Origin of the sequence: Ramlibacter montanisoli (assembly GCF_013087525.1) — a bacterium.
GTDB lineage: Bacteria > Pseudomonadota > Gammaproteobacteria > Burkholderiales > Burkholderiaceae_C > Ramlibacter > Ramlibacter montanisoli.
The window spans coordinates 4,355,473-4,374,990 of the sequence record NZ_JABFCS010000001.1 but is presented as its reverse complement, the minus strand read 5'-3'; the positions used below and the strand labels follow the sequence as shown (position 1 = coordinate 4,374,990).

Here is a 19,518-nt window from a genome sequence, read left to right as displayed (position 1 = left end):
CGGCCATTATGGGACTGCGGATGAGTTCGACCCTGTAGGAAGAGACCGACAGACTCAGCTTCAGCGCAAAAGCCCGGGTAGCTCGGCCATGTCCTGGAAGATCACCGAGGCCCCCGCGGCGCGCAATGCAGCCGGCGCGTCGTGGCCTGCCTCCTCCGGGCTGTAGCCGAACACCGTGGCACCGGCGGCGATGCCCGCGGTCACTCCGGTGACCGTGTCCTCGATCACCGCGCAGCGGCCGGGCACGGCGCCCAGCGGGGGCATCGCGGCGAGGTACACGTCGGGCGCCGGCTTGGAGCGCGGCATCTCGTGGCCGCTGTAGATGCGGCCCTCGAAGTACGGCAGCAGCCCGCACTTGGCCAGCTGCATCTCCACCTTCCAGCGGTCGGCGCCGGAGCAGCAGGCGATGCGCCCCGCGAAGGCGTCGCTGATCGCGGCCACCGCTTCCACCGCATTGCGCACCGGCCCCACGCCCGCCAGCAGGCGCTCGTTGCGGCGCTCGCGGAAGCGCACGAACCATTCCTCGGTGAGCGGCCGGCCGGTCTGCGCCTCGATCAGCGCCTGTTCGTCCTTCACCGCCTTGCCCAGGAAGATGCGCATGCACTCGCGGGGGTCCAGCTTCCAGCCCAGGTCCTCCAGCATCTCGCGCAGCAGGCCGTTGGTGATGCCCTCGCTGTCCACCAGCACGCCGTCGCAGTCGAACAGCACGGCGTCGAATCTTGCGTGTTTCATCTCAGGCCAGGTCCCCGTCCACGTAATACCAGCGGCCGTCCTCGCGCACGAAGCGGCTGCGCTCGTGCAGGCGCTGGGCGCGGCCGGCCACGCGCGAGCGCGCGACGAATTCGACCTCCGCATGGCTGTCGTCCACCACGCGGTGTTCGCGCACCTCCAGCCCCAGCCACTTGATGCCCGGCTCGAACGCCAGCTGCGGCGGCCGCTTGGCCCACTGCCAGGTGGCGAGCAGGTAGGGCGCATCCTCCCGCACGAAGGCGCAGTAGCGCGAGCGCATCAGCGCCTCCGCGTCGGGTGCCGGATGGCCGGCGACATCGGCGAGATACGGTCCGCAGCAGCGCGCGAAGGCCAGCGGCCGCTGGCGCGCATCCGCTCGCCCGCAGGGGCAGGGACCGTCCGCCGGCAGCGTCATGCGGGCTTCTTCGCCTTGCGCTCTTCCAGCGTCTCGGTGGGCGCGCCCTGCTTCACCCATTCGGTGAAGCCGCCGTCGATGTGGGCGACGTTCTCCATGCCCATGTCCTGCAGCGTCCTGGCAGCCAGCGCGCTGCGCCAGCCGGCGCCGCAGAACAGCACGAACTCCTTGCCGCCCTCGGCGAACACCTTCTTGAAGTAGGGCGACGCGGGATCGACCCAGAACTCCAGCATGCCGCGCGGCGCGTGGAAGCTGCCCGGCACCGTGCCTTCCGCCTGCAGTTCGCGGATGTCGCGGATGTCGACGAGCTGCAGGTCCGGCGCGCCCATGCGCGCGCGCACCTCGGCCACCGAATACGTCTTCACCTGCGCCATCGCCTCGTCGACGAGCGCGCGGTAGCCCTTGGTGATGGTCATGGCATCTCCTCCAGAGTGAAACCTATTTTCGCCAGAAGCGCGCGGTGAACAGCACCAGCACGGACAGCAGTTCCAGCCGCCCCAGCAGCATCGCGAAGCTGAGGACCCAGAGCTGGAAGTCGTTGAGCACGCCGAAGTTGCTCACCGGCCCGACCAGGCCCAGGCCGGGGCCGATGTTGTTCACGCACACGATCACCGCCGAGAAGGCCGTGACCAGGTCGAGCCCCGACAGCAGCATCACCAGCGTCAGGCCGATGATGCTGGCGCCGTAGATCAGCATGAAGGCCAGCACCGCCGCCAGCACGGTCGCCGGCACCGTGGCGCCGCCCAGGGTGACCGGGTTCACCACGCGCGGATGGATGATGCGTACCAGCTCGCGTTGCGCCTGCTTGAGCAGCAGCACCATGCGGACCATCTTGATGCCGCCGCCGGTGGAGCCGGCGCAGGACGCGAAGCAGCCCAGGAAGATCATCAGCACCGGCGCGAACGGCGGCCAGGCGGCGTAGTCGGTGGCGGCATAGCCGGTGGTGGTGCCCAGCGAGACCACGTGGAAGGCGGCGGCCCGCAGGCTGGCGGCGAAGCTGTCGTACACGCCGTGCGCGTGCAGAACGAAGCTGATCGCGAACACCGAGGCCAGCAGCACGAAAGCATAGGCCTGCACCTCCGGGTCGCGCACCAGCACGCGGGTGGAACGTCCGCGCCACACGGCGAAGTAACGCAGGAAGCTGACGCCGGCGAGCGTCATGAACACGATCGCCACCGCTTCGATCACCGGCGAGTCGAACTGGGCGAAGCTGGCGTCGTGCGGCGAGAAGCCGCCCAGGCCCATGGTCGTGCACATGTACATGAAGGCATCGGGCCAGCCCATGCCCGCGGCGCGGTAGGAGACCAGGCACAGCGCCGACAGCGCGAAGTACACCGTCCACAGCCCGCGCGCCGTTTCGGCGATGCGCGGCGTGAGCTTGTCGTCCTTCAGCGGCCCCGGCGTTTCCGCCCGATAGAGCTGCATGCCGCCCAGCCCCAGCAGCGGCAGCACGGCCACCACCAGCAGGATGATGCCCAGGCCGCCGATGAACTGCAGGAAGCAGCGCCAGATGTTCACCGACAGCGGCAGCCTGTCCAGGCCCGCCAGGGCGGTCGCGCCCGTGGCCGTCAGCGCGCTCATGGCCTCGAAGTAGGCGTCGGCCCATTCGATGCCGGGCACGGTCCACATCAGCGGCACGGCGGCGCACGCGGGCAGCGCCACCCACACCAGCGTGACCAGCAGGAAACCGTCGCGCGGCTGCATCTCTCGGCTGTGGTGGCGCAGTAGCCAGCCCAGCCCCCAGCCCGCCACCAGCGTCGCGCCGAAGCCCGCGGCCCACACGCGCGCATGTCCGCCTTCGCCGGCCCAAAGCGACCAGAGCAGCGGCACAAGGAAGGCGACGGAGAAGCCCATGAGCACACGGGCCAGCACCGCCAGGACGGGTTGCAGGCTGTCCATCTAGAGGAAGGTCGCCGCCACCTGGAACAGGCGCTCGACTTCGCGCACCTGCCGCTTGTGCGGGATGAACATCACGAGGCGGTCGTCGGATTCGATCACGGTGTCGTGGTGCGGCATGAGCACCTTGCGATCGCCCGCGTCGCCGCGCACGATCGCGCCGATGGTGACGCCGGCCGGCAGCAGCAGCTGCCCCACCTGCCGCCCCACCAGCTTCGAGGTGCGCGCGTCGCCGCGGGCGATGCCCTCCAGCGCCTCGGCCGCGCCGCGCCGCAGGCTGTGAACCGCCACCACGTCGCCGCGGCGCACGTGCGCGAGCAGCTCGCCGATGACGGTGTGCGCCGGCGACAGCGCGATGTCGATGGTGCTGCCCTGGATCAGGTCGCCGTAGGCGCGCCGGTTGATCAGCGCCAGCACGCGCTTGGCGCCCAGCCGCTTGGCCAGCATCGCCGCCAGGATGTTGTCCTCGTCGTCGCTGGTGAGCGCCAGGAACAGGTCCATGTCGTCCACGTTCTCGTCGGCCAGCAGTTCCTCGTCGGTGCAGTCGCCTTCCAGCACCAGCATGCTGCTGGGAAGCTGGCTGGCCAGGTATTCGCAGCGCTTCAATTCGCGCTCGACCACCTTCACCTCGTACTGCCCGGCCAGGCGGCGTGCCAGCCGCAGGCCGACCTTGCCGCCGCCGGCGATCATGAGCCGGCGCACCGGCTGGTCCGAAGGGTGCATGGCGTGCAGCACCGGCCGGATCTTGTCCCCCGCGGCCAGCAGGAAGATCTCGTCGCCGGCGAGCATGCGCGTGCCACCTTCGCAGCTGATCAGCTTCTCCTCCCGGTACAGCGCCACCAGCCGCATGGGAGCGTCGGGAAACAGCTGGCGCAGTTCGGCGATCGTGTGGTTCACCACCGGGCTGCCGTGGGCCACCCCCACGGCGATCAGCAGCGCCCGGCCTTCGGAAAACTCCAGCACCTGCAGCGCCTCGGGGTAGTCGATCAGCTTCTGCACGTACTTCACCAGCGACTCTTCCGGGCAGATCACGTGGTCCACCGAGAAGCCGCCCTTGCCCAGCAGGGGGTCGCCCTCCTTGAACTCAGCGCCCCGCAGGCGGGCGATGGTGGACGGGATCTGGAACACGTCGTGGGCGATCTTGCAGGCCACGAGGTTGGTCTCGTCCAGCGAGGCGCAGGCGATCAGCATGTCGGCGTCCTGCGCGCCGGCGCGCCGCATGACCTCGGCGTGGATGCCGTTGCCCGGCACGCCGCGCAGGTCCAGGCGCTCCTCGAGCCCCCGCAGCCGCTGGGGGTCGGGGTCGATGACGGTGATGTCGTTGCGTTCCGAGACCAGGCTTTCGGCCACGCTTTCGCCGACGCGGCCGGCCCCGAGGATGATGATTCGCATGCTGCATGCGCCTGCCCGACAGCCGGGCTGCGGCGCGCCGCCATCATAGCGACAGCGGGAATCCCCGTACGTCTGGTAACGCTCGAGCCAAATACTTCTGGAGCGCAGCCCGGCCAGGGCGTATGGTGGAGACGGGAGGCCAAATATCATGATGTATTCATTCTTGGCCAACAACCGCGACGAGCTGATCGAGCGTTGCAAGGCGAAAGTGGCCCTGCGGCCGACCCGCGCGGCCACACTGGAACAGCTGAAGAACGGCGTGCCGATCTTCCTCGAGCAGCTGGAACGTACCCTGAGGGCGGAAGAAGGCGGGGAGGACCTGGAGAGCGCGAAGATCTCCGGGCACTCCGGCGGCGACGCGAGCGCTCAATCCGAAATGGGCGTGAGTGCGATCGCCCACGGCAAGGCGCTGCTGGAGCTCGGCTTCACCATCGACCAGGTGGTTCACGACTACGGCGACCTGTGCCAGGCCATCACGGACCTGGCGGTGGAACGCGATGCGCCTTTTGGCGTGCAGGAGTTCCGCACCCTCAACCGCTGCCTGGACAACGCCATCGCCGAGGCGGTGACGGAATTCAGCGCGCTGCGCGATGCGTCGCTCGCACGCCGGCAGGCGGAGGCCTTCAACGAGCGCCTGGGCTTCCTCGTGCACGAACTGCGCAACTCGCTGCTGACGGCTTCGCTGGCGGTCGCGGCGCTGCAGCAGAGCCAGCTGCCGATCTCGGGCGCGACCGGCGGGGTGCTCAAGAGAAGCATCCAGGAGATGAAGCAGCTGATCAGCGCCGCCCTCGACGAAGTTCGCGTGGGGGGACATCCGGCAGCCGCACCTTCTCGCTCTCGGGCTTCCTGGCCGAGGCCACTGAAGCCGCGGAACTCTACGCGGAAGAGAAGAAGGCGGGTTTCCGGATGGAGCCGGTGGACCCCGCGATCGAGATCACCGGCAGCCGCCCGCTGCTGCTCGCCGCGCTGGGGAACATGCTGCAGAACGCCTTCAAGTTCACGCAGCCCGGCACGCTGGTGACCCTGAGCGCGAACCCGGTCGGCAAGGAGGTGGACATCGACGTCGCCGACCACTGCGGCGGCCTGCCCACCGGGGCGGCCGGCACGCTGTTCACGCCCTTCGCCCAGCACGGCACGGACCGTTCCGGCCTCGGCCTGGGCCTGTCGATCGCCAGGCGCAGTGTCGAGGCGGAAGGCGGCCAGCTGGGCGTGCGTGACGTGCCGGGCGTCGGCTGCGTCTTCACGATGCGGCTGCCGATGGCCGTCTGAGCGGCGGCCTCCCTAGGCCAGCGCGCGCTGGATCAGGATCTTCTGCACGTCGGACGTGCCCTCGTAGATCTGGCACACGCGGACGTCGCGCCAGATGCGTTCCACCGGGAAGTCGTTGACGTAGCCATAGCCGCCCAGGGTCTGGATCGCGGCGCTGCACACCTGCTCGGCCATCTCGCTGGCGAACAGCTTGGCCATCGCCGCTTCCTTCAGGCAGGGCTTGCCGGCGTCGCGCAGGGCGGCGGCATGCCAGATCAACTGCGCGCGGCCTCCAGCTGCGTGGCGCAGTCGGCCAGGCGGAAGCCCACGGCCTGGTGGTTGAAGATGGCGGTGCCGAAGCTCTGGCGCTCCTTGGCGTACTGCAACGCGACCTCGAAGGCGCTGCGCGCCATGCCCACGCTCTGGGCGGCGATGCCGATGCGGCCGCCTTCCAGCGCCGAGAGCGCGATGCGGTAGCCCTCGCCTTCCTCGCCGACCAGGTTCTCGGCAGGGATGCGGCAGTTCTCGAAGTTGATCTGCGCGGTGTCGCTGGAATGCTGGCCGACCTTTTCCTCCAGCCGAGCGACCACGTAGCCGGGCGCGTCGGTCGGCACCAGGAAGGCGCTCATGCCGCGCTTGCCCGCGCCCTTGTCGGTGACGGCGATGACGACGGCCAGGTGGCCGTTCTTGCCGCTGGTGATGAACTGCTTGACGCCATTGAGCACGTAGCCGTCACCGTCCTTCATGGCCGTGGTGCGCAGCGCCGAGGCATCGCTGCCCACGTGCGGCTCGGTCAGGCAGAACACGCCGAGCAGCTCGCCTTTCGCCAGCCGCGTGAGCCACTTCTTCTTCTGCGCCTCGTTGCCGTAGCGCATGAGGATGGCGTTGACCGGGCAGTTGGTCACGCTGATCGCGGTGCTGGTGCCGCCGTCGCCGGCCGCGATCTCCTCCAGCACCAGGGCCAGCGTCAGGTAGTCGAGCCCCGCGCCGCCGTATTCCTCCGGCACGCAGATGCCGTAGGCGCCCAGCGCCGCCAGGCCCTGGTGCGCCTCGCGCGGGAAGCTGCGCTCGCGGTCCCAGCGCGCGGCGTGCGGCCACAGCTGTTCGCGTGCGAAGTCGCGCACCGCGTCGCGGATCATTTCCTGGTCGGGGTTCAGCAGCATCGTGGGTGCGTCACCAGCCCTTGAAGGCGGTGCCGTCGTAGTCGAGGAAAGGAACGTGGCGGTGCTTCGCGGGAAGCTCGTCGATCGTGCGGCGCAGCCATTCCACGCTGGCTTCCACCGGCAGGGGCGCCTTCTCGCCGCCCATGTCGGTCTGCACCCAGCCGGGGCTGAGCACGACGAAAGTCGCGTGGGGGTAATCCGGCTGCGCCGCCACCGCGGCCATGTTCAGCGCCGCCTTGCTGGCGCGGTACACCCAGCCGTAGCTGTTGTCGGCACCGGCGATGTGGCCCATCTGGCTGCTGACGAAGGCGAAGCAGCCGTGCGCCGCCTCCACCAGCGGCGCGACCAGGGGAATCGCCTGCATCGCGCCCCAAACGTTGGTGCGCATCACCTGGTCGAATTCGTCGCGCGGCGGCGGCTCCTTCGCGCCGCCGTGCGACATGACGCCGGCCACGTAGATCGCGAGGTCGACCTTCTCGCCATCGAGCTGCCAGCCCAGGCCGCTGACGCTGGCGGCATCGGTCACGTCGAGCTTGAGCGGTTTGGCCCCGAGTTGCTCGATCCGCGTCAGCCCCTCGGCGTCGCGCGCGGTCGCGATCACGATGTCGCCGGCGGCGCGGTACTGGCGCACGAACTCCAGGCCGATGCCGCGGGAGGCGCCGAGGATGAGGACTTTCATGGGGCGTCGCAATTCTCGTAGGCTGGTGGTGAGCGTAGCGAACCCCAGCTTCGCCGGGATCGCTGGGGTTCCTGCGTCACCCCAGCCTACACATCACACCAGTTCCAGCGCCACCGCCGTGCCTTCGCCGCCGCCGATGCACAGCGTGGCGATGCCGCGCTTGCCGCCGCGCGCCTTCAGCGCATGGATCAGGGTGACCATGATGCGGGCGCCGGACGCGCCGATCGGGTGGCCCAGGGCGCAGGCGCCGCCGTTGACGTTGACGATGTCGTGCGAGACCTTCAGTTCCGCCATCAGCGCCATCGGCACCACGGCGAAGGCCTCGTTCACTTCCCACAGGTCCACGTCGGACACCTTCCAGCCGGTCTTCGCCAGCAGCTTCTGCGTGGCGCCCACCGGTGCGGTGGTGAACCACTCGGGCTCCTGCGCGTGGGTGGCGTGGCCGACGATGCGCGCCAGCGGCTTCAGGCCCAGGCGCTTGGCGGTGCTCTCGGTCATCATCACCAGCGCCGCGGCGCCGTCGTTGATCGAGGAGCTGGAGGCGGCTGTGATGGTGCCGTCCTTCTTGAACGCGGGCTTGAGCGTCGCGATCTTGTCCAGCTTGACCTTGCCCGGGCCTTCGTCGATCGAGACGACGGTCTCGCCGGCGCGCGTCTTCACCGTCACCGGCGTGATCTCGGTGGCGAAGGCGCCCGACTCGGTGGCCTTCTTGGCGCGCTGCACGGAGGCGGTGGCGAAGGCATCCTGCGCCTCGCGCGTGAACTTGTACTTGGCCGCGCAGTCCTCGCCGAAGGTGCCCATGGAGCGGCCGGCCTCGTAGGCGTCCTCCAGGCCGTCCAGCATCATGTGGTCGTACACCTTGTCGTGGCCCATGCGGTAGCCGCCGCGGCCCTTGAGCAGCAGGTAGGGCGCGTTGGTCATGCTCTCCATGCCGCCCGCCACCATGATCTCGTGCGTGCCGGCCAGCAGCATGTCGTGCGCGAACATCGCGGCCTTCATGCCCGAACCGCACATCTTGGACAGCGTGACCGCGCCGGCGCTCTTCGGCAGGCCGCCCTTGAACGCGGCCTGGCGCGCGGGCGCCTGGCCCTGGCCCGCCATCAGGCAGTTGCCGAACAGCACTTCGCCGACGGCATCGGCCGGGATGCCGGCGCGCTGCACGGCGGCCTTGATGGCCGCGCCGCCGAGGTCGTGCGCGGACAGGGATGAAAAGTCGCCCTGGAAGCCGCCCATGGGGGTGGGGCGGCGCCGACGATGACGATGGATTCAGCCATGGTTCTCTCCTTCAGATGACGGTGGGGATGGGGCCGCGCTCCTCTTCGGCGATGCGGCGTATGTATTCACGGAACTCGGGGTCCTCGCCGTGCAGCAGCTGCGGCAGGGCATTGTGGAAATCCTCGCGGCGGCACCACTCGCGCATGTAGTCGTCCCAGCTGTTCCAGCGGCGGCGCTCGGTCTCGGTCATGGCGTCCTTGAACGCCACCAGGTAGGCGCGCTCGAACAGGGACACCAGCATGTCGAAGATCACCATCATGCGCTCGCGCTGTTCCGCGCTTGATCCGGCAGGGGCTCGTTGGTTCGCAGGTGCAGGTCCGGATGGGCCAGCACGACCTTGAGGAAATCGTTGTAGGCGTTGGAGAGCAGCTGGTAGCCCTCCTCCTCCTCGTTGTCGCGTTCCTTGCGCTGCTCCCAGGCGAAGAACAGGATGGCGAAGGGCAGGCCCAGGGCGGTGACGATGAAGCTCGCCAGTTCCCAGCCATCGCGCCAGGCGCTGCTCATGCGACCTCCACCTCCGCTTCCGGCCGGCGGTAGCGGCGGGCGAAGCGCTTGTCGCGCTCGTACGGGAAGATGTCGTAGACGTGCCCCGCCAGGATCCGCTGCTTGTGCGCGTCCCAGAACGCCGGGTCGAGCAGGTCGGCATGGTGCTTCATGAACACTTCGCGCACGGCGGGGTTCCCGAGCAGGAAGGGCTCGAAGGTCTCCGGGAACACGTCGCGCGGGCCGACCTTGTACCAGACCTCGCCCGACATCTCCTCCTCCTCGGTGCGCGCCTGCGGCACCTTGCGGAAGCTGCAGTCGGTGAGGTACTCGATCTCGTCGTAGTCGTAGAACACGACCTTGCCGTTGCGCGTGACGCCGAAGTTCTTCCACAGCATGTCGCCGGGGAAGATGTTGGCGGCCACCAGGTCCTTGATCGCGTTGCCGTACTCGATGACGGCGCGCTCCACCTGCGCCTTCTCGCCCGCGTCGAAGGCTTCCTGCAGGTAGATGTTCAGCGGGATCATGCGCCGCTCGATGTAGAGGTGCTTGATGATCACCTCCTCGTGGCCGTCGCCGTCGCGGTCGCCGATCTCCAGCTGGCTGGGGGCGAACGCGCGGATCTCCTCGATCAGCGCGTCCTCGAAGCGCTCGCGCGAGAACGCCACCTCGCTGTACTCCAGCGTGTCGGCCATGCGGCCGACACGGTCGTGCTGCTTGACCAGCAGGTACTTGCCCTGGATCTGCTCGCGCGTGGTGTCCTTCTGCAGCGGGTAGAAGTCCTTGATCACCTTGAACACGTAGGGAAAGGACGGCAGGTCGAACACCAGCATCACCATGCCCTTGATGCCGGGGGCGATGCGGAACTTGTCGCTGGAGTGCTTCAGGTGGTAGAGGAAATCCCGGTAGAACAGGGTCTTGCCCTGCTTGGCCAGGCCCAGCGCGTTGTAGATCTCGGCGCGCGGCTTGCGCGGCATCAGCGAGCGCAGGAATTGAACGAAGGCCGAGGGGATCTCCATGTCCACCATGAAGTAGGCGCGGGCGAAGGAGAACAGCATCTGCAGCTCGTCCTCTCCGAACAGGCAGGCGTCGATCACCAGCTTGCCGCCTCTGTTGTGCAGGATCGGCAGCGCGAACGGCAGCTCGGAGAAGCCGTTGATGATCTTGCCCACCACGTAGGCGCCCTTGTTGCGGAAGAACAGGGACGACAGCACCTGGATCTGGAAGTTCGCCCGCAGCTTCACCTGGCTCAGGCGCCCGCTGATCGCTTCCAGCACGTAGCCCGCGTCGCGATCGAGGTCCTCGAAGTCGCGCCGCAGCTGGAAGTTGTCGATGATGCGCACGACGTTCTCGCGCAGCGTCTGCGGCGTCGGGTAGTAGGAGCGGTAGGTCGGCTTGGCCGCCGGCTCGTCGTTCTCGATGTACTCCGTGCTGACCGCCGGCCGCACGAAGATGAAGTCGTTGTGGAAGTAGGTGCGGTGCAGGATCTTGGTGGTGACCGAATTGAAGAAGGTCTCCGCCAGCTCCGGCTGGTGGTGGTCGATCAGCAGGCCGATGTAGTGCAGCTTGGCCTGGTGCCACAGCTCCATGGGCTGCTCGCCAGCCTTGAACTCCTTCTCCAGCCGCTGCACGGCCTCGCGCACCCGCAGGTCGTAGAACTCGATGCGCTCGCGCTGGGCGCGCTGCTGGCCGTGCCAGTCGCCCGTCTCGAAGCGGTGTTTGGCGCGCGCGGACTCGGTGCGGAACAGCCGGTAATGCCGGTTGAACCCGTCGAGCATCGCCTTGGCGATGTCGTAGGCGAGCGGCGAGTCCAGGCGCTGGGGAACATGGCCCTCCTAGGAGCGCACCGCGATCACGCCTTGCACCGCGGCGCGGTAGGCCGGTTCGATCGAGTCGGTGCTGGACACCGTCATGTGCAGGTCCTGCAGCAGGCCGTCGTGCACGCCGAAGGCCCAGCCGTGGATGGTGACCTTCTGGCCCTTGGCCCAGGCATCGACCATCACGGTGCTGACGCAGACGTTGACGACCTGCTCGATCACGTTCAGGTCCACCAGCGCGTCGGCGCGCTTCTCGGGCGCCATGTTCTCCAGCAGGCCGCGGTGGCGGTCGCGCACGTCCTGGATGTGGCGGATCCAGTTGTCGGCCAGGCCCACGCGCACGCCGTCGAGCGCGGCCAGCACGCCGCCGCAGCCGTAGTGCCCCACCACCATGATGTGCTCGACCTTCAGCATCTCCACGGCGAACTGGATCGCCGAGAGCGCGTTGAGGTCGGAGTGCACCACCACGTTGGCCACGTTGCGGTGCACGAACACCTCGCCGGGCTCCAGCCCGGTGATCTGGTTGGCGGGCACGCGGCTGTCGGAACAGCCGATCCACATGAACTTGGGCTTCTGCTGCTTCTGCAGCGCGCTGAAGAAGCCGGGGCGGGTGCGCTCCATCTCCGCGGCCCAGGCGCGGTTATGGGCGAAGAGGTCTTGAATGGCGGGCATGCGCGGATTGTGACGCGGGCGGCGGCCGGGCGCCGCCCTCGTGGGAATACCTACATCGTCTCGGCGAACAGCTCGCGGCCGATCAGCATGCGGCGGATCTCGCTGGTGCCGGCGCCGATCTCGTACAGCTTGGCGTCGCGCCACAGGCGGCCCAGCGGGTATTCGTTGATGTAGCCGTTGCCGCCGTGGATCTGGATGCCTTCGCCGGCCATCCAGGTGGCCTTCTCGGCGCAGTACAGGATCACCGAGGCGCAGTCCTTGCGCACCTGGCGCACGTGCTCGCTGCCCAGCATGTCCAGGTTCTTGCCGACCTGGTAGCAGTAGGCGCGCGATGCCTGCAGGATCGTGTACATGTCCGCGACCTTGCCCTGGATCAGCTGGAACTCGCCGATGCTCTGGCCGAACTGCTTGCGGTCGTGGATGTAGGGGACCACGCTGTCCATCACCGCCTGCATGATGCCGATGGGGCCGGCGGCGAGCACGGCGCGCTCGTAGTCCAGGCCGCTCATCAGGACCTTGGCGCCGCCGTTGATGGCGCCCAGGATGTTCTCCGCCGGCACCTCCACGTTCTGGAACACCAGCTCGCCGGTGTGGCTGCCGCGCATGCCCAGCTTGTCCAGCTTCTGCGCGATCGAAAAGCCCTTCATGCCCTTCTCGATCAGGAAGGCGGTCACGCCGCGGGCACCCAGCTCGGGCTCGGTCTTGGCGTAGACCACCAGCGTGTCGGCGTCGGGGCCGTTGGTGATCCAGAACTTGTTGCCGTTCAGGAGGTAGTAGCCGCCCTTGTCCTCCGCCTTCAGCTTCATGGAGATCACGTCGCTGCCGGCGCCCGGCTCGCTCATGGCGAGCGCGCCCACGTGCTCGCCGGAGATCAGCTTGGGCAGGTACTTCTTCTTCTGCGCCTCGCTGCCGTTGCGCTTGATCTGGTTGACGCACAGGTTGCTGTGCGCGCCGTAGGACAGCCCCACGGAAGCGGACGCGCGCGAGATCTCCTCCATCGCCAGCATGTGGGCGAGGTAGCCCATGCCGGCGCCGCCGTATTCCTCGGGCACCGTGATGCCCAGGACGCCGAGCTCGCCCATCTTGCGCCACAGGTCCATGGGGAACTGGTCGCTGCGATCGATCTCCGCGGCGCGCGGGGCGATCTCCGCCTGCGCGAAGGCGTGCACGGTGTCGCGCAGCGCCTCCAGGTCCTCGCCGAGGCCGAAGTTCAGTCCGGGTAGCTGCATGGGGTGTCTCCTTGTGCTGTCAGTGCTTGATGCCTTCGCGGCCGGCGATGGTCATCATCGTCGCGCCCATGGTGGCGATGAGCTTTTCGCGCCCCTCGTGCAGCGCGTACGCGCGGCCTTCGGTGACGCTGATGGTGCGCCCCGGCTTCACCACCACGCCTTCCATGCGGAAGCGCTCTCCCTGCGCGGGGGCGAGCAGGTTGATCTTGTATTCGATGGTCAGGACGCCGGCGTCGGCGGGCATCAGGCTGGAGGCGGCATAGCCGCAGGCCGAATCCAGCGCGGCGGCGACCATGCCGGCGTGCAGGAAGCCGTGCTGCTGCGTCAGCGCCTGCTGCCAGGGCAGCTCGATCACGACCCGGCCGGGCTCCACCGTGGCCAGCGTGGCGCCGATGGTGTGCATCGCCCCCTGCCTGGCGAAGCTGGCGCGTACGCGCTCGGCGAAAGCGGGATCCTGCGGCTCGAAACGCGGTGTGTCCATGGGGGCTGCCGAATTGACGTTGACGTAAACGTCAATTATGCCCTGACCTTCTCCTTTTCGATCCGCGCCAGCAGGGCCCTGGCTTCCCGCTCGTGGGTGCGGACCTCGTCCAGGTTGGCCTGCAGCTCCGCCATCTGCTCTTCCAGCTGCTGCCGGTGCTGGGCCAGGATGGTCAGGAACTTGCGCAGCTGCGGGCCGGTGTCCCGCGGGCTGTCGTACATGTCGATGATGTCCTTGGCCTCGGTGAGCGACAGGCCCAGGCGCTTGGCGCGCAGGGTGAGCTTCAGCCGCGTGCGGTCGCGCGTGCTGTAGCTGCGGTTGCGCCCACCCGGGCCGGTGCGCTCCGGCTGCAGCAGGCCCATGTCCTCGTAGAAGCGGATCGCCCGGGTGGTGAGGTCGAACTCGCGAGCCAGGTCGCTGATCGTGTAGATGGTCTGGGAGTGCGTGGCGGCCATGGGGTCATGTACGGCGGGAGACAGCGCACCGGGTGCGGCGCGCCTAGAATGGGCCGATTACATCTGACGTTTACGTCAACGTCAATCGGCGCCGCCCATGAACCTCCTGGAAAGAGAACTGCAGTACCCCCTGGGCGACACGCTGCCCGCCCCCGGCGCCACCCTGGAACTGGCCCCGGGCGTGCGCTGGATCCGCATGGCGCTGCCCTTCGCCCTGGACCACATCAACCTGTGGCTGCTGCGGGACACGCTCGACGGCCGGGAGGGCTGGACGGTGGTGGACTGCTGCATCAGCCGCGACGAGGCCAAGGCGCAGTGGGAGCAGGTGTTCACCACCCAGCTGCAAAGGCTGCCGATCCTGCGCGTGATCGTGACGCACATGCACCCGGACCACATCGGGCTGGCGCACTGGCTGTGCGAGCGCTGGAGCACGCCTCAGCACGCCTGCCGCCTGTGGATCAGCTCGACCGACTACAACGCCGCGCGCGTGGCCTCGCACAGCACCACCGGTTTCGGCGGCGAGAACGCCGCCAACTACTTCGCCTCGCAGGGCATGGTGGATCCCGAGTCGCTGGAGAAGATCCGTGCCCGGGCCAGCTACTACCCGGGGCTGGTGCCGGCGGTGCCGGCGAGCTACCGCCGCATGATGGACGGCGACGTGATCCGCATCGGCGTGCACTCCTGGCGCTGCATCGCCGGCTTCGGGCACGCCCCGGAGCACATCTCGCTGTACTGCGAGGCGCTGAAGGTGCTGATCAGCGGCGACATGATGCTGCCGCGGATCTCCACCAACGTGAGCGTGTACGACCTGGAACCGGAGGCCGACCCGCTGAAGCTGTTCCTGGAATCGATCGACCGCTTCCGCGGCCTGCCCAAGGACACGCTGGTGCTGCCCTCGCATGGCAAGCCCTTCCGCGGCCTGCACGCGCGCATCCGCCAGCTGCACGACCACCACCGCGACCGGCTGGCCGAGGTGATGGAGGCCTGCAGCGCGAAGCCCTGCTCCGCCGCCGACGTGATGCCGGAGCTGTTCAAGCGCAAGCTGGACCTGCACCAGACGACCTTCGCCATGGGCGAATCGGTGGCGCACCTGCATGCGCTGTGGCATGCGGGGAAGCTGCGGCGGGTGAAGGATGCGGAAGGGGTCTGGCGCTTCTCCGCGGTCGGCTGAGGTCACCAGGCCGGGATGGCCTCGTCCTTCAGCGCCCCGCGCAATTCCGGATAGTTCGGCACGACCGTCCGCACCGTCTCCCAGAAGCGCGGGCTGTGGTCCATCACGCGCAGGTGGCTCAGTTCGTGCGCCACGACGTAGTCGATCACCGGCAGCCGGAAATGCACCAGCCGCCAGTTCAGGCGGATCGAGCCATCGCTGTGCGCCGTGCCCCACAGCGTGCCCGCGCTGGAGAGCGTGAGCTTGCGCCACTGCACCTTCAGCTGCGGCGCATAGTGGTTCAGGCGCTCGGTGAAGAGCGCGCGCGCCTGGCGCATCAGCCAGGCCTGCACCGCATCGCGGATCTGGGACGGCTGCGCGTTCTGCGCGACGCCGATGCGCAGCACCTGGCGCGCCACGCCGGGCAGCGTGCTGCTGTCGGTGCTCAGCACGCCGCCTGCTTCGCGGAAGTCGTGCCGCGGGTCCAGCACCACGATCACCGGCTCGCCGAGGAAGGGGAAGGTGGCGCCGTCCTTCCACTCGATGCGGGCGGCCTCCAGCCGCTGCTGGCGCTCGCGCGCACCCTCCAGCTTGTTCACGATCCAGCGCGACTTGGCGCGGATCGCCTGTTCCACCTCGCCCAGCGGCACCCAGCGCGGGGCGCTCACCACCAGGCCTTCGGGGCCGACCACGAAGCCGATGTTCTTGCGCTTGGCGCGGCGGAATTCATAGGCGACCAGCACCTCGCCCAGGCGCGTTTCGCGGTTGGCGTCGGGGTGGCGGAAGGCCTGCGGGGCGAGGACCTGTTCGAGCGGCTCGCCAGGCGAGGGCTCGAGGTCGGCGATGGGGACGGTGGGTGCGGCGGCCTTCGGTGCAGGGGCGGCGGGTTTCGGCTCGTCGAACAGGTCGAGGAGGAGCTGAAACGGCGACTGCATGGAGCGCGATTTTACGGGCGCAGCCGCGCCGCGCGCCAGTGTCCTTACACGCGCGCGGTCTCTTTCGTGTCTTCGTGCACGTAGGCGTCGGGGTCCAGGCGCCGCATCTCGGCTTCGATCCAGGCCTCCACTTCGCGCATCAGTTCGTCCGCTTCGCGCCCCTGGCTGGGGATCGGCTTGCCGATGGAGACGTCCACCACGCCGGGATGCTTGATGAAGGACTTGCGCGGCCAGCACTTGGCGGAGCTCACCGCGATCGGGATCACCGGCGCGCCGGTCGCCACGGCCAGCCGCGTGCCGCCGGACTTGTAGGTGCCGGCCTTGCCGCGCGGGATGCGGGTGCCTTCCGGGAACATGATCACCCACACGCCCTGGGCCAGCAGCCGCTTGCCCTGCTCCACCACCTTGCTGAAGGCCTGCGCGCGCTGGCTGCGGTCGATGTGGATCATGTCCATGCGCCCGATCGCCCAGCCGAAGAAGGGGATGAAGATCAGCTCGCGCTTGAACACGTAGGCCAGCGGATGCGGCATCAGCGTCGGGATCAGGAAGGTCTCCAGCGTGGACTGGTGCTTCACCAGCAGGATCGCGGGGCTGGTCTTGCCTTGCGGCAGGTTCTCCATGCCGCTCACGCGCACCTGCACGCCGCACAGCACGCGCAGCCCGTCGATCTGCCAGCCCAGCCAGCGCGCGGCCTTCCAGTACATCTCCTCGCCGCCGGCCCACAGCGAGGCCAGCACCATCCAGAGAGCCCAGGGGACGACCGTGATGAACATCCACAGGCCATGCAGCAGGGAACGCAGGAAGGCGAGCATCTCTTTCAGGTAGGACGCGGCGCGGGGACGCGCGTGATCAGCCAGTCGGCGAAGGCGGAAAGGTCCTGGTGCACGCGCGTGCCCGGCGGATAGCCTTCGGGCAGCGGCTTGCCGCGCAGCCCCTGCGCCTTGCCGGTGAGCACGAGGTGGGGCAGGCAGCCGACGGCGACGCCGGCCTGCAGGTCACGCAGGGTGTCGCCCACCACGGGGGCGGTGCGCAGATCCACGCCGAAGCGCTCGCCGATCTGCTCGAACAGGCCGGGCAGCGGCTTGCGGCACTGGCAGCCTTCGTCCGGGCTGTGCGGGCAATAGAACACCGCGTCGATGCGGCCGCCGATGGCGGACAGCGCCTTGTGCATCTTGGCGTGGATGGCGTTGAGCGAGCCGACGTCGAACAGGCCGCGGCCCAGGCCCGACTGGTTGGAGGCGACCGCCACGTGCCAGCCCGCGTGGTTCATGCGCGCGATGGCTTCCAGGGCGCCCGGCAGGGGCACCCACTCGTCCGGCGTCTTGATGAACTCGTCGCTGTCGACGTTGATGGTGCCGTCGCGGTCGAGGATGACGAGTTTCATGCGGCGTGCCCTTTACTGCGCGAGGCGGGACAGGTCGGCGACGCGGTTCATGGCCTGGTGCAGCGTCGCGAGCAGACCCAGGCGGTTCAGTCGCAGGTCCGCTTCCTCGGCGTTGACCATGACGTCGTCGAAGAAGGCGTCCACCGGCCCGCGCAGCCCCGCCAGGGTCTGCAGCGAGGCGGTGTAGTCGCCGGATTCGAACTGGGCGCGGGCCTGCGGCGCGATTTTCTGCGTGGCGGCGTAGAGCGCCTTCTCGGCCTCTTCCTTCAGCAGGCGCTCGTTGACGTGCGCGTCGGCCTTCTCGGCCTTCTTCAGGATGTTGCCGATGCGCTTGTTGGCCGCGGCCAGAGCGGGGGCTTCGGGCAGCGCCGCGAAGGCGCGCACGGCGTTCAGCCGCTTGACCACGTCGCCCAGGCGCTGCGGCTTCAGGGCCAGCACGGCCTCGACTTCCTGCGCGCTGAAGCCCTGCTCGCGCAGCGAGCCGGCCAGGCGCTCGTAGATGAAGTCCGTCAGCTGTTCGGCCGTGCCGGGCTGCGCCTGCGAGAACAGACCCAGCGACTCGGTCACCAGCGCGCCGAGTTCCAAGGGCAGGTCCTTTTCCATCAGCATGCGCACTATGCCCAGTGCGTGTCGGCGCAGCGCGAACGGGTCCTTGTCGCCCGTGGGCAGCTGGCCGATGGCGAACAGGCCCGAGAGCGTCTCCAGCTTGTCGGCCAGGGCCACCACCAGGCCGAGGTCGTTGCGCGGCAGCGCATCGCCGGCGAAGCGCGGGCGGTAGTGGTCCTCGATGGCGAAGGCAACCTCGTCGCCCAGCTTGTCATGGCGCGCGTAGTAGCCGCCCATGATGCCCTGCAACTCGGGGAACTCGCCCACCATGTCGGTCAGCAGGTCCGCCTTGGCCAGGCGCGCGGCGATGTCGGCCTCGTGCGCCAGGTGGTCGCTGCCCATCTGGGCGCCGATCACCTTGGCGATGGCGCGCACGCGCTCGATGCGCTCGCCCTGCGTGCCCAGCTTGTTGTGGTACACGACCTTGGCCAGGCCGGGCACGCGCGACTCCAGCGTCTTCCTGCGGTCCTGGTCGAAGAAGAACTTGGCATCGGCCAAGCGCGGACGCACCACGCGCTCGTTGCCGCCGACCACCGCGCTGGCATCCTGCGGGCGGATGTTGCTGACCACGAGGAACTTGTTGGTCAGGCGGCCCTTGGCATCCAGCAGCGGGAAGTACTTCTGGTTGGCCTTCATCGTGAGGATCAGGCACTCCTGCGGCACTTCCAGGAATTCCCGCTCGAATTCGCAGGTGAGCACGTTCGGCCGCTCCACGAGCGCCGTCACTTCGTCGAGCAGCGCGTCGTCCTCGATGGGACGCGCGCCGCCGCCCACGCGGGCCGCGGCTTCCTTGAGCTGCCGCTCGATCTCCGCGCGGCGTTCCGCGAAGCTGGCGATCACCGCGCCTTCGCGCGCCAGCGTCTGCGCGTAGCTGTCGGCATCGGGGATGCTCACCTGCGCCTGCGCGGCCTCGAAGCGGTGGCCCTTGGTGCTGCGGCCGGACTGCAGTCCCAGCGCCTGCACCGGCACCACGTCGCCGCCATGCAGCGCCACCAGCGCATGCGCGGGTCGCACGAACTTGACGTCGGTCCAGCCGTCGGCCAGCTGGTAGGTCATGACCTTGGGGATCGGCAGTCGGGCCAGGCTTTCGTGCAGCGCCTTCTGCAGGCCCTCGGCCAGGGTCGCGCCCTTGGCGGTGCTGTCATGGAACAGCGCTTCGGCCTTGCCGTCCATGGCCCGCTTGAGTTTCGGCACCGCGGAGGCGTCGGCGCCCAGCGCCTGCAGCTTCTTCAGCAGCGCCGGCGTCGCGTTGCCGGCAGCATCGAGGCCCACGCTCACCGGCATCAGCTTCTGCGACACCGACTTGTCCGCTGCCTGCGGCGCGACGGCGGTGATGTGCGCGGCCAGCCGCCGTGGCGAAGCATAGGCGGTCAGCTTCGACTCACCGGACGCCAGGCCTTGCGCCTTCAGCTGCTCCAGCAGCACGCCGGCGAAGGACTCGCCCAGCTTCCTCTTCAGCGCCTTCGGGGGCAGCTCTTCGACGAACAGTTCGACCAGGAGGTTCTTCAT

20 protein-coding genes and 2 pseudogenes are annotated in these 19,518 nt (G+C 68.6%); 3 read left to right on the top strand and 19 right to left on the bottom strand.

What is annotated here, in order from left to right; all coding sequences use genetic code 11:
- Nucleotides 1-60: 60 nt before the first annotated feature.
- Genes HK415_RS21745 through trkA form a run of 5 tightly spaced genes read right to left on the bottom strand, consistent with a single transcriptional unit; the run spans nt 61 to nt 4,432 of the window.
- Complete coding sequence (locus tag HK415_RS21745; protein ID WP_171562823.1) at nt 61-732, bottom strand: HAD family hydrolase; 672 nt, start codon at nt 730-732, stop codon at nt 61-63.
- Between the two features lies 1 nt (nt 733).
- Nucleotides 734-1,144 (bottom strand): YchJ family protein, encoded by a 411-nt coding sequence (locus HK415_RS21740; protein WP_171562820.1) that lies wholly within the window; start codon nt 1,142-1,144, stop codon nt 734-736.
- Nucleotides 1,141-1,560 (bottom strand): rhodanese-like domain-containing protein, encoded by a 420-nt coding sequence (locus tag HK415_RS21735; protein WP_171562819.1) that lies wholly within the window; start codon nt 1,558-1,560, stop codon nt 1,141-1,143. The genes HK415_RS21740 and HK415_RS21735 overlap by 4 nt, the downstream gene beginning before the upstream one ends.
- Nucleotides 1,561-1,582: 22 nt before the next feature.
- Nucleotides 1,583-3,043: a TrkH family potassium uptake protein gene (locus HK415_RS21730; protein WP_171562818.1), complete on the bottom strand. Its 1,461-nt coding sequence runs from the start codon at nt 3,041-3,043 to the stop codon at nt 1,583-1,585.
- Nucleotides 3,044-4,432, bottom strand: coding sequence for a Trk system potassium transporter TrkA (gene trkA / locus HK415_RS21725; RefSeq protein WP_171562817.1), 1,389 nt, complete (start codon nt 4,430-4,432; stop codon nt 3,044-3,046).
- Between the two features lie 148 nt (nt 4,433-4,580).
- Between trkA and HK415_RS21720 the strand changes: the two genes are divergently transcribed.
- Nucleotides 4,581-5,453, top strand: a complete 873-nt coding sequence (locus HK415_RS21720) for a hypothetical protein (protein ID WP_309246789.1) — start codon at nt 4,581-4,583, stop codon at nt 5,451-5,453.
- Nucleotides 5,408-5,701 (top strand): sensor histidine kinase, encoded by a 294-nt coding sequence (locus HK415_RS26685; RefSeq protein WP_309246788.1) that lies wholly within the window; start codon nt 5,408-5,410, stop codon nt 5,699-5,701. Before HK415_RS21720 ends, HK415_RS26685 begins: the two co-directional genes overlap by 46 nt.
- Nucleotides 5,702-5,713: 12 nt before the next feature.
- Here the strand turns inward: HK415_RS26685 and HK415_RS21715 are convergent.
- From HK415_RS21715 to HK415_RS21675, 10 genes and pseudogenes are all read right to left on the bottom strand, one after another.
- A pseudogene (locus HK415_RS21715) lies at nt 5,714-6,843 on the bottom strand (acyl-CoA dehydrogenase family protein).
- A 10-nt stretch (nt 6,844-6,853) separates the two neighbouring features.
- Nucleotides 6,854-7,522 carry an SDR family oxidoreductase gene (locus tag HK415_RS21710; RefSeq protein ID WP_171562816.1) on the bottom strand — a complete coding sequence of 223 codons (669 nt, stop codon included), beginning with the start codon at nt 7,520-7,522 and terminating at the stop codon, nt 6,854-6,856.
- Nucleotides 7,523-7,615: 93 nt separating this feature from the next.
- A pseudogene (locus tag HK415_RS21705) lies at nt 7,616-8,796 on the bottom strand (acetyl-CoA C-acyltransferase).
- 11 nt (nt 8,797-8,807) lie between these two features.
- On the bottom strand, nt 8,808-9,056 hold the full coding sequence (locus HK415_RS25705) for a hypothetical protein (RefSeq protein WP_253261986.1): 249 nt from the start codon (nt 9,054-9,056) through the stop codon (nt 8,808-8,810).
- Complete coding sequence (locus tag HK415_RS25700; RefSeq protein ID WP_253261985.1) at nt 9,053-9,301, bottom strand: hypothetical protein; 249 nt, start codon at nt 9,299-9,301, stop codon at nt 9,053-9,055. Before HK415_RS25700 ends, HK415_RS25705 begins: the two co-directional genes overlap by 4 nt.
- A complete protein-coding gene (aceK, locus tag HK415_RS21695; protein ID WP_256373125.1) occupies nt 9,298-11,094 on the bottom strand; it encodes a bifunctional isocitrate dehydrogenase kinase/phosphatase in 1,797 nt (598 codons plus the stop codon). The genes HK415_RS25700 and aceK overlap by 4 nt, the downstream gene beginning before the upstream one ends.
- Nucleotides 11,095-11,115: 21 nt before the next feature.
- Nucleotides 11,116-11,769, bottom strand: a complete 654-nt coding sequence (gene can / locus HK415_RS21690) for a carbonate dehydratase (RefSeq protein WP_171562811.1) — start codon at nt 11,767-11,769, stop codon at nt 11,116-11,118.
- Nucleotides 11,770-11,819: 50 nt separating this feature from the next.
- A complete protein-coding gene (locus tag HK415_RS21685; RefSeq protein WP_171562809.1) occupies nt 11,820-12,998 on the bottom strand; it encodes an isovaleryl-CoA dehydrogenase in 1,179 nt (392 codons plus the stop codon).
- Nucleotides 12,999-13,017: 19 nt separating this feature from the next.
- Nucleotides 13,018-13,479 (bottom strand): PaaI family thioesterase, encoded by a 462-nt coding sequence (locus HK415_RS21680; protein WP_171562807.1) that lies wholly within the window; start codon nt 13,477-13,479, stop codon nt 13,018-13,020.
- 35 nt (nt 13,480-13,514) lie between these two features.
- Complete coding sequence (locus HK415_RS21675; RefSeq protein ID WP_171562806.1) at nt 13,515-13,934, bottom strand: MerR family transcriptional regulator; 420 nt, start codon at nt 13,932-13,934, stop codon at nt 13,515-13,517.
- 97 nt (nt 13,935-14,031) lie between these two features.
- Here HK415_RS21675 and HK415_RS21670 point away from each other — a divergent pair, with 97 nt between their 5' ends.
- Complete coding sequence (locus HK415_RS21670; protein WP_171562805.1) at nt 14,032-15,105, top strand: MBL fold metallo-hydrolase; 1,074 nt, start codon at nt 14,032-14,034, stop codon at nt 15,103-15,105.
- Nucleotides 15,106-15,107: 2 nt separating this feature from the next.
- Here HK415_RS21670 and HK415_RS21665 read toward each other — a convergent pair whose 3' ends face one another.
- From HK415_RS21665 to glyS, 4 genes are read right to left on the bottom strand one after another with little or no spacing between them, the layout of a single operon-like run.
- On the bottom strand, nt 15,108-16,019 hold the full coding sequence (locus HK415_RS21665) for a M48 family metallopeptidase (protein WP_171562804.1): 912 nt from the start codon (nt 16,017-16,019) through the stop codon (nt 15,108-15,110).
- Between the two features lie 44 nt (nt 16,020-16,063).
- Nucleotides 16,064-16,831, bottom strand: a complete 768-nt coding sequence (locus HK415_RS21660; RefSeq protein WP_171562803.1) for a lysophospholipid acyltransferase family protein — start codon at nt 16,829-16,831, stop codon at nt 16,064-16,066.
- A 5-nt stretch (nt 16,832-16,836) separates the two neighbouring features.
- Complete coding sequence (gene gmhB, locus HK415_RS21655; protein WP_171562802.1) at nt 16,837-17,403, bottom strand: D-glycero-beta-D-manno-heptose 1,7-bisphosphate 7-phosphatase; 567 nt, start codon at nt 17,401-17,403, stop codon at nt 16,837-16,839.
- 12 nt (nt 17,404-17,415) lie between these two features.
- Nucleotides 17,416-19,518 (bottom strand): glycine--tRNA ligase subunit beta, encoded by a 2,103-nt coding sequence (gene glyS, locus HK415_RS21650; RefSeq protein ID WP_171562801.1) that lies wholly within the window; start codon nt 19,516-19,518, stop codon nt 17,416-17,418.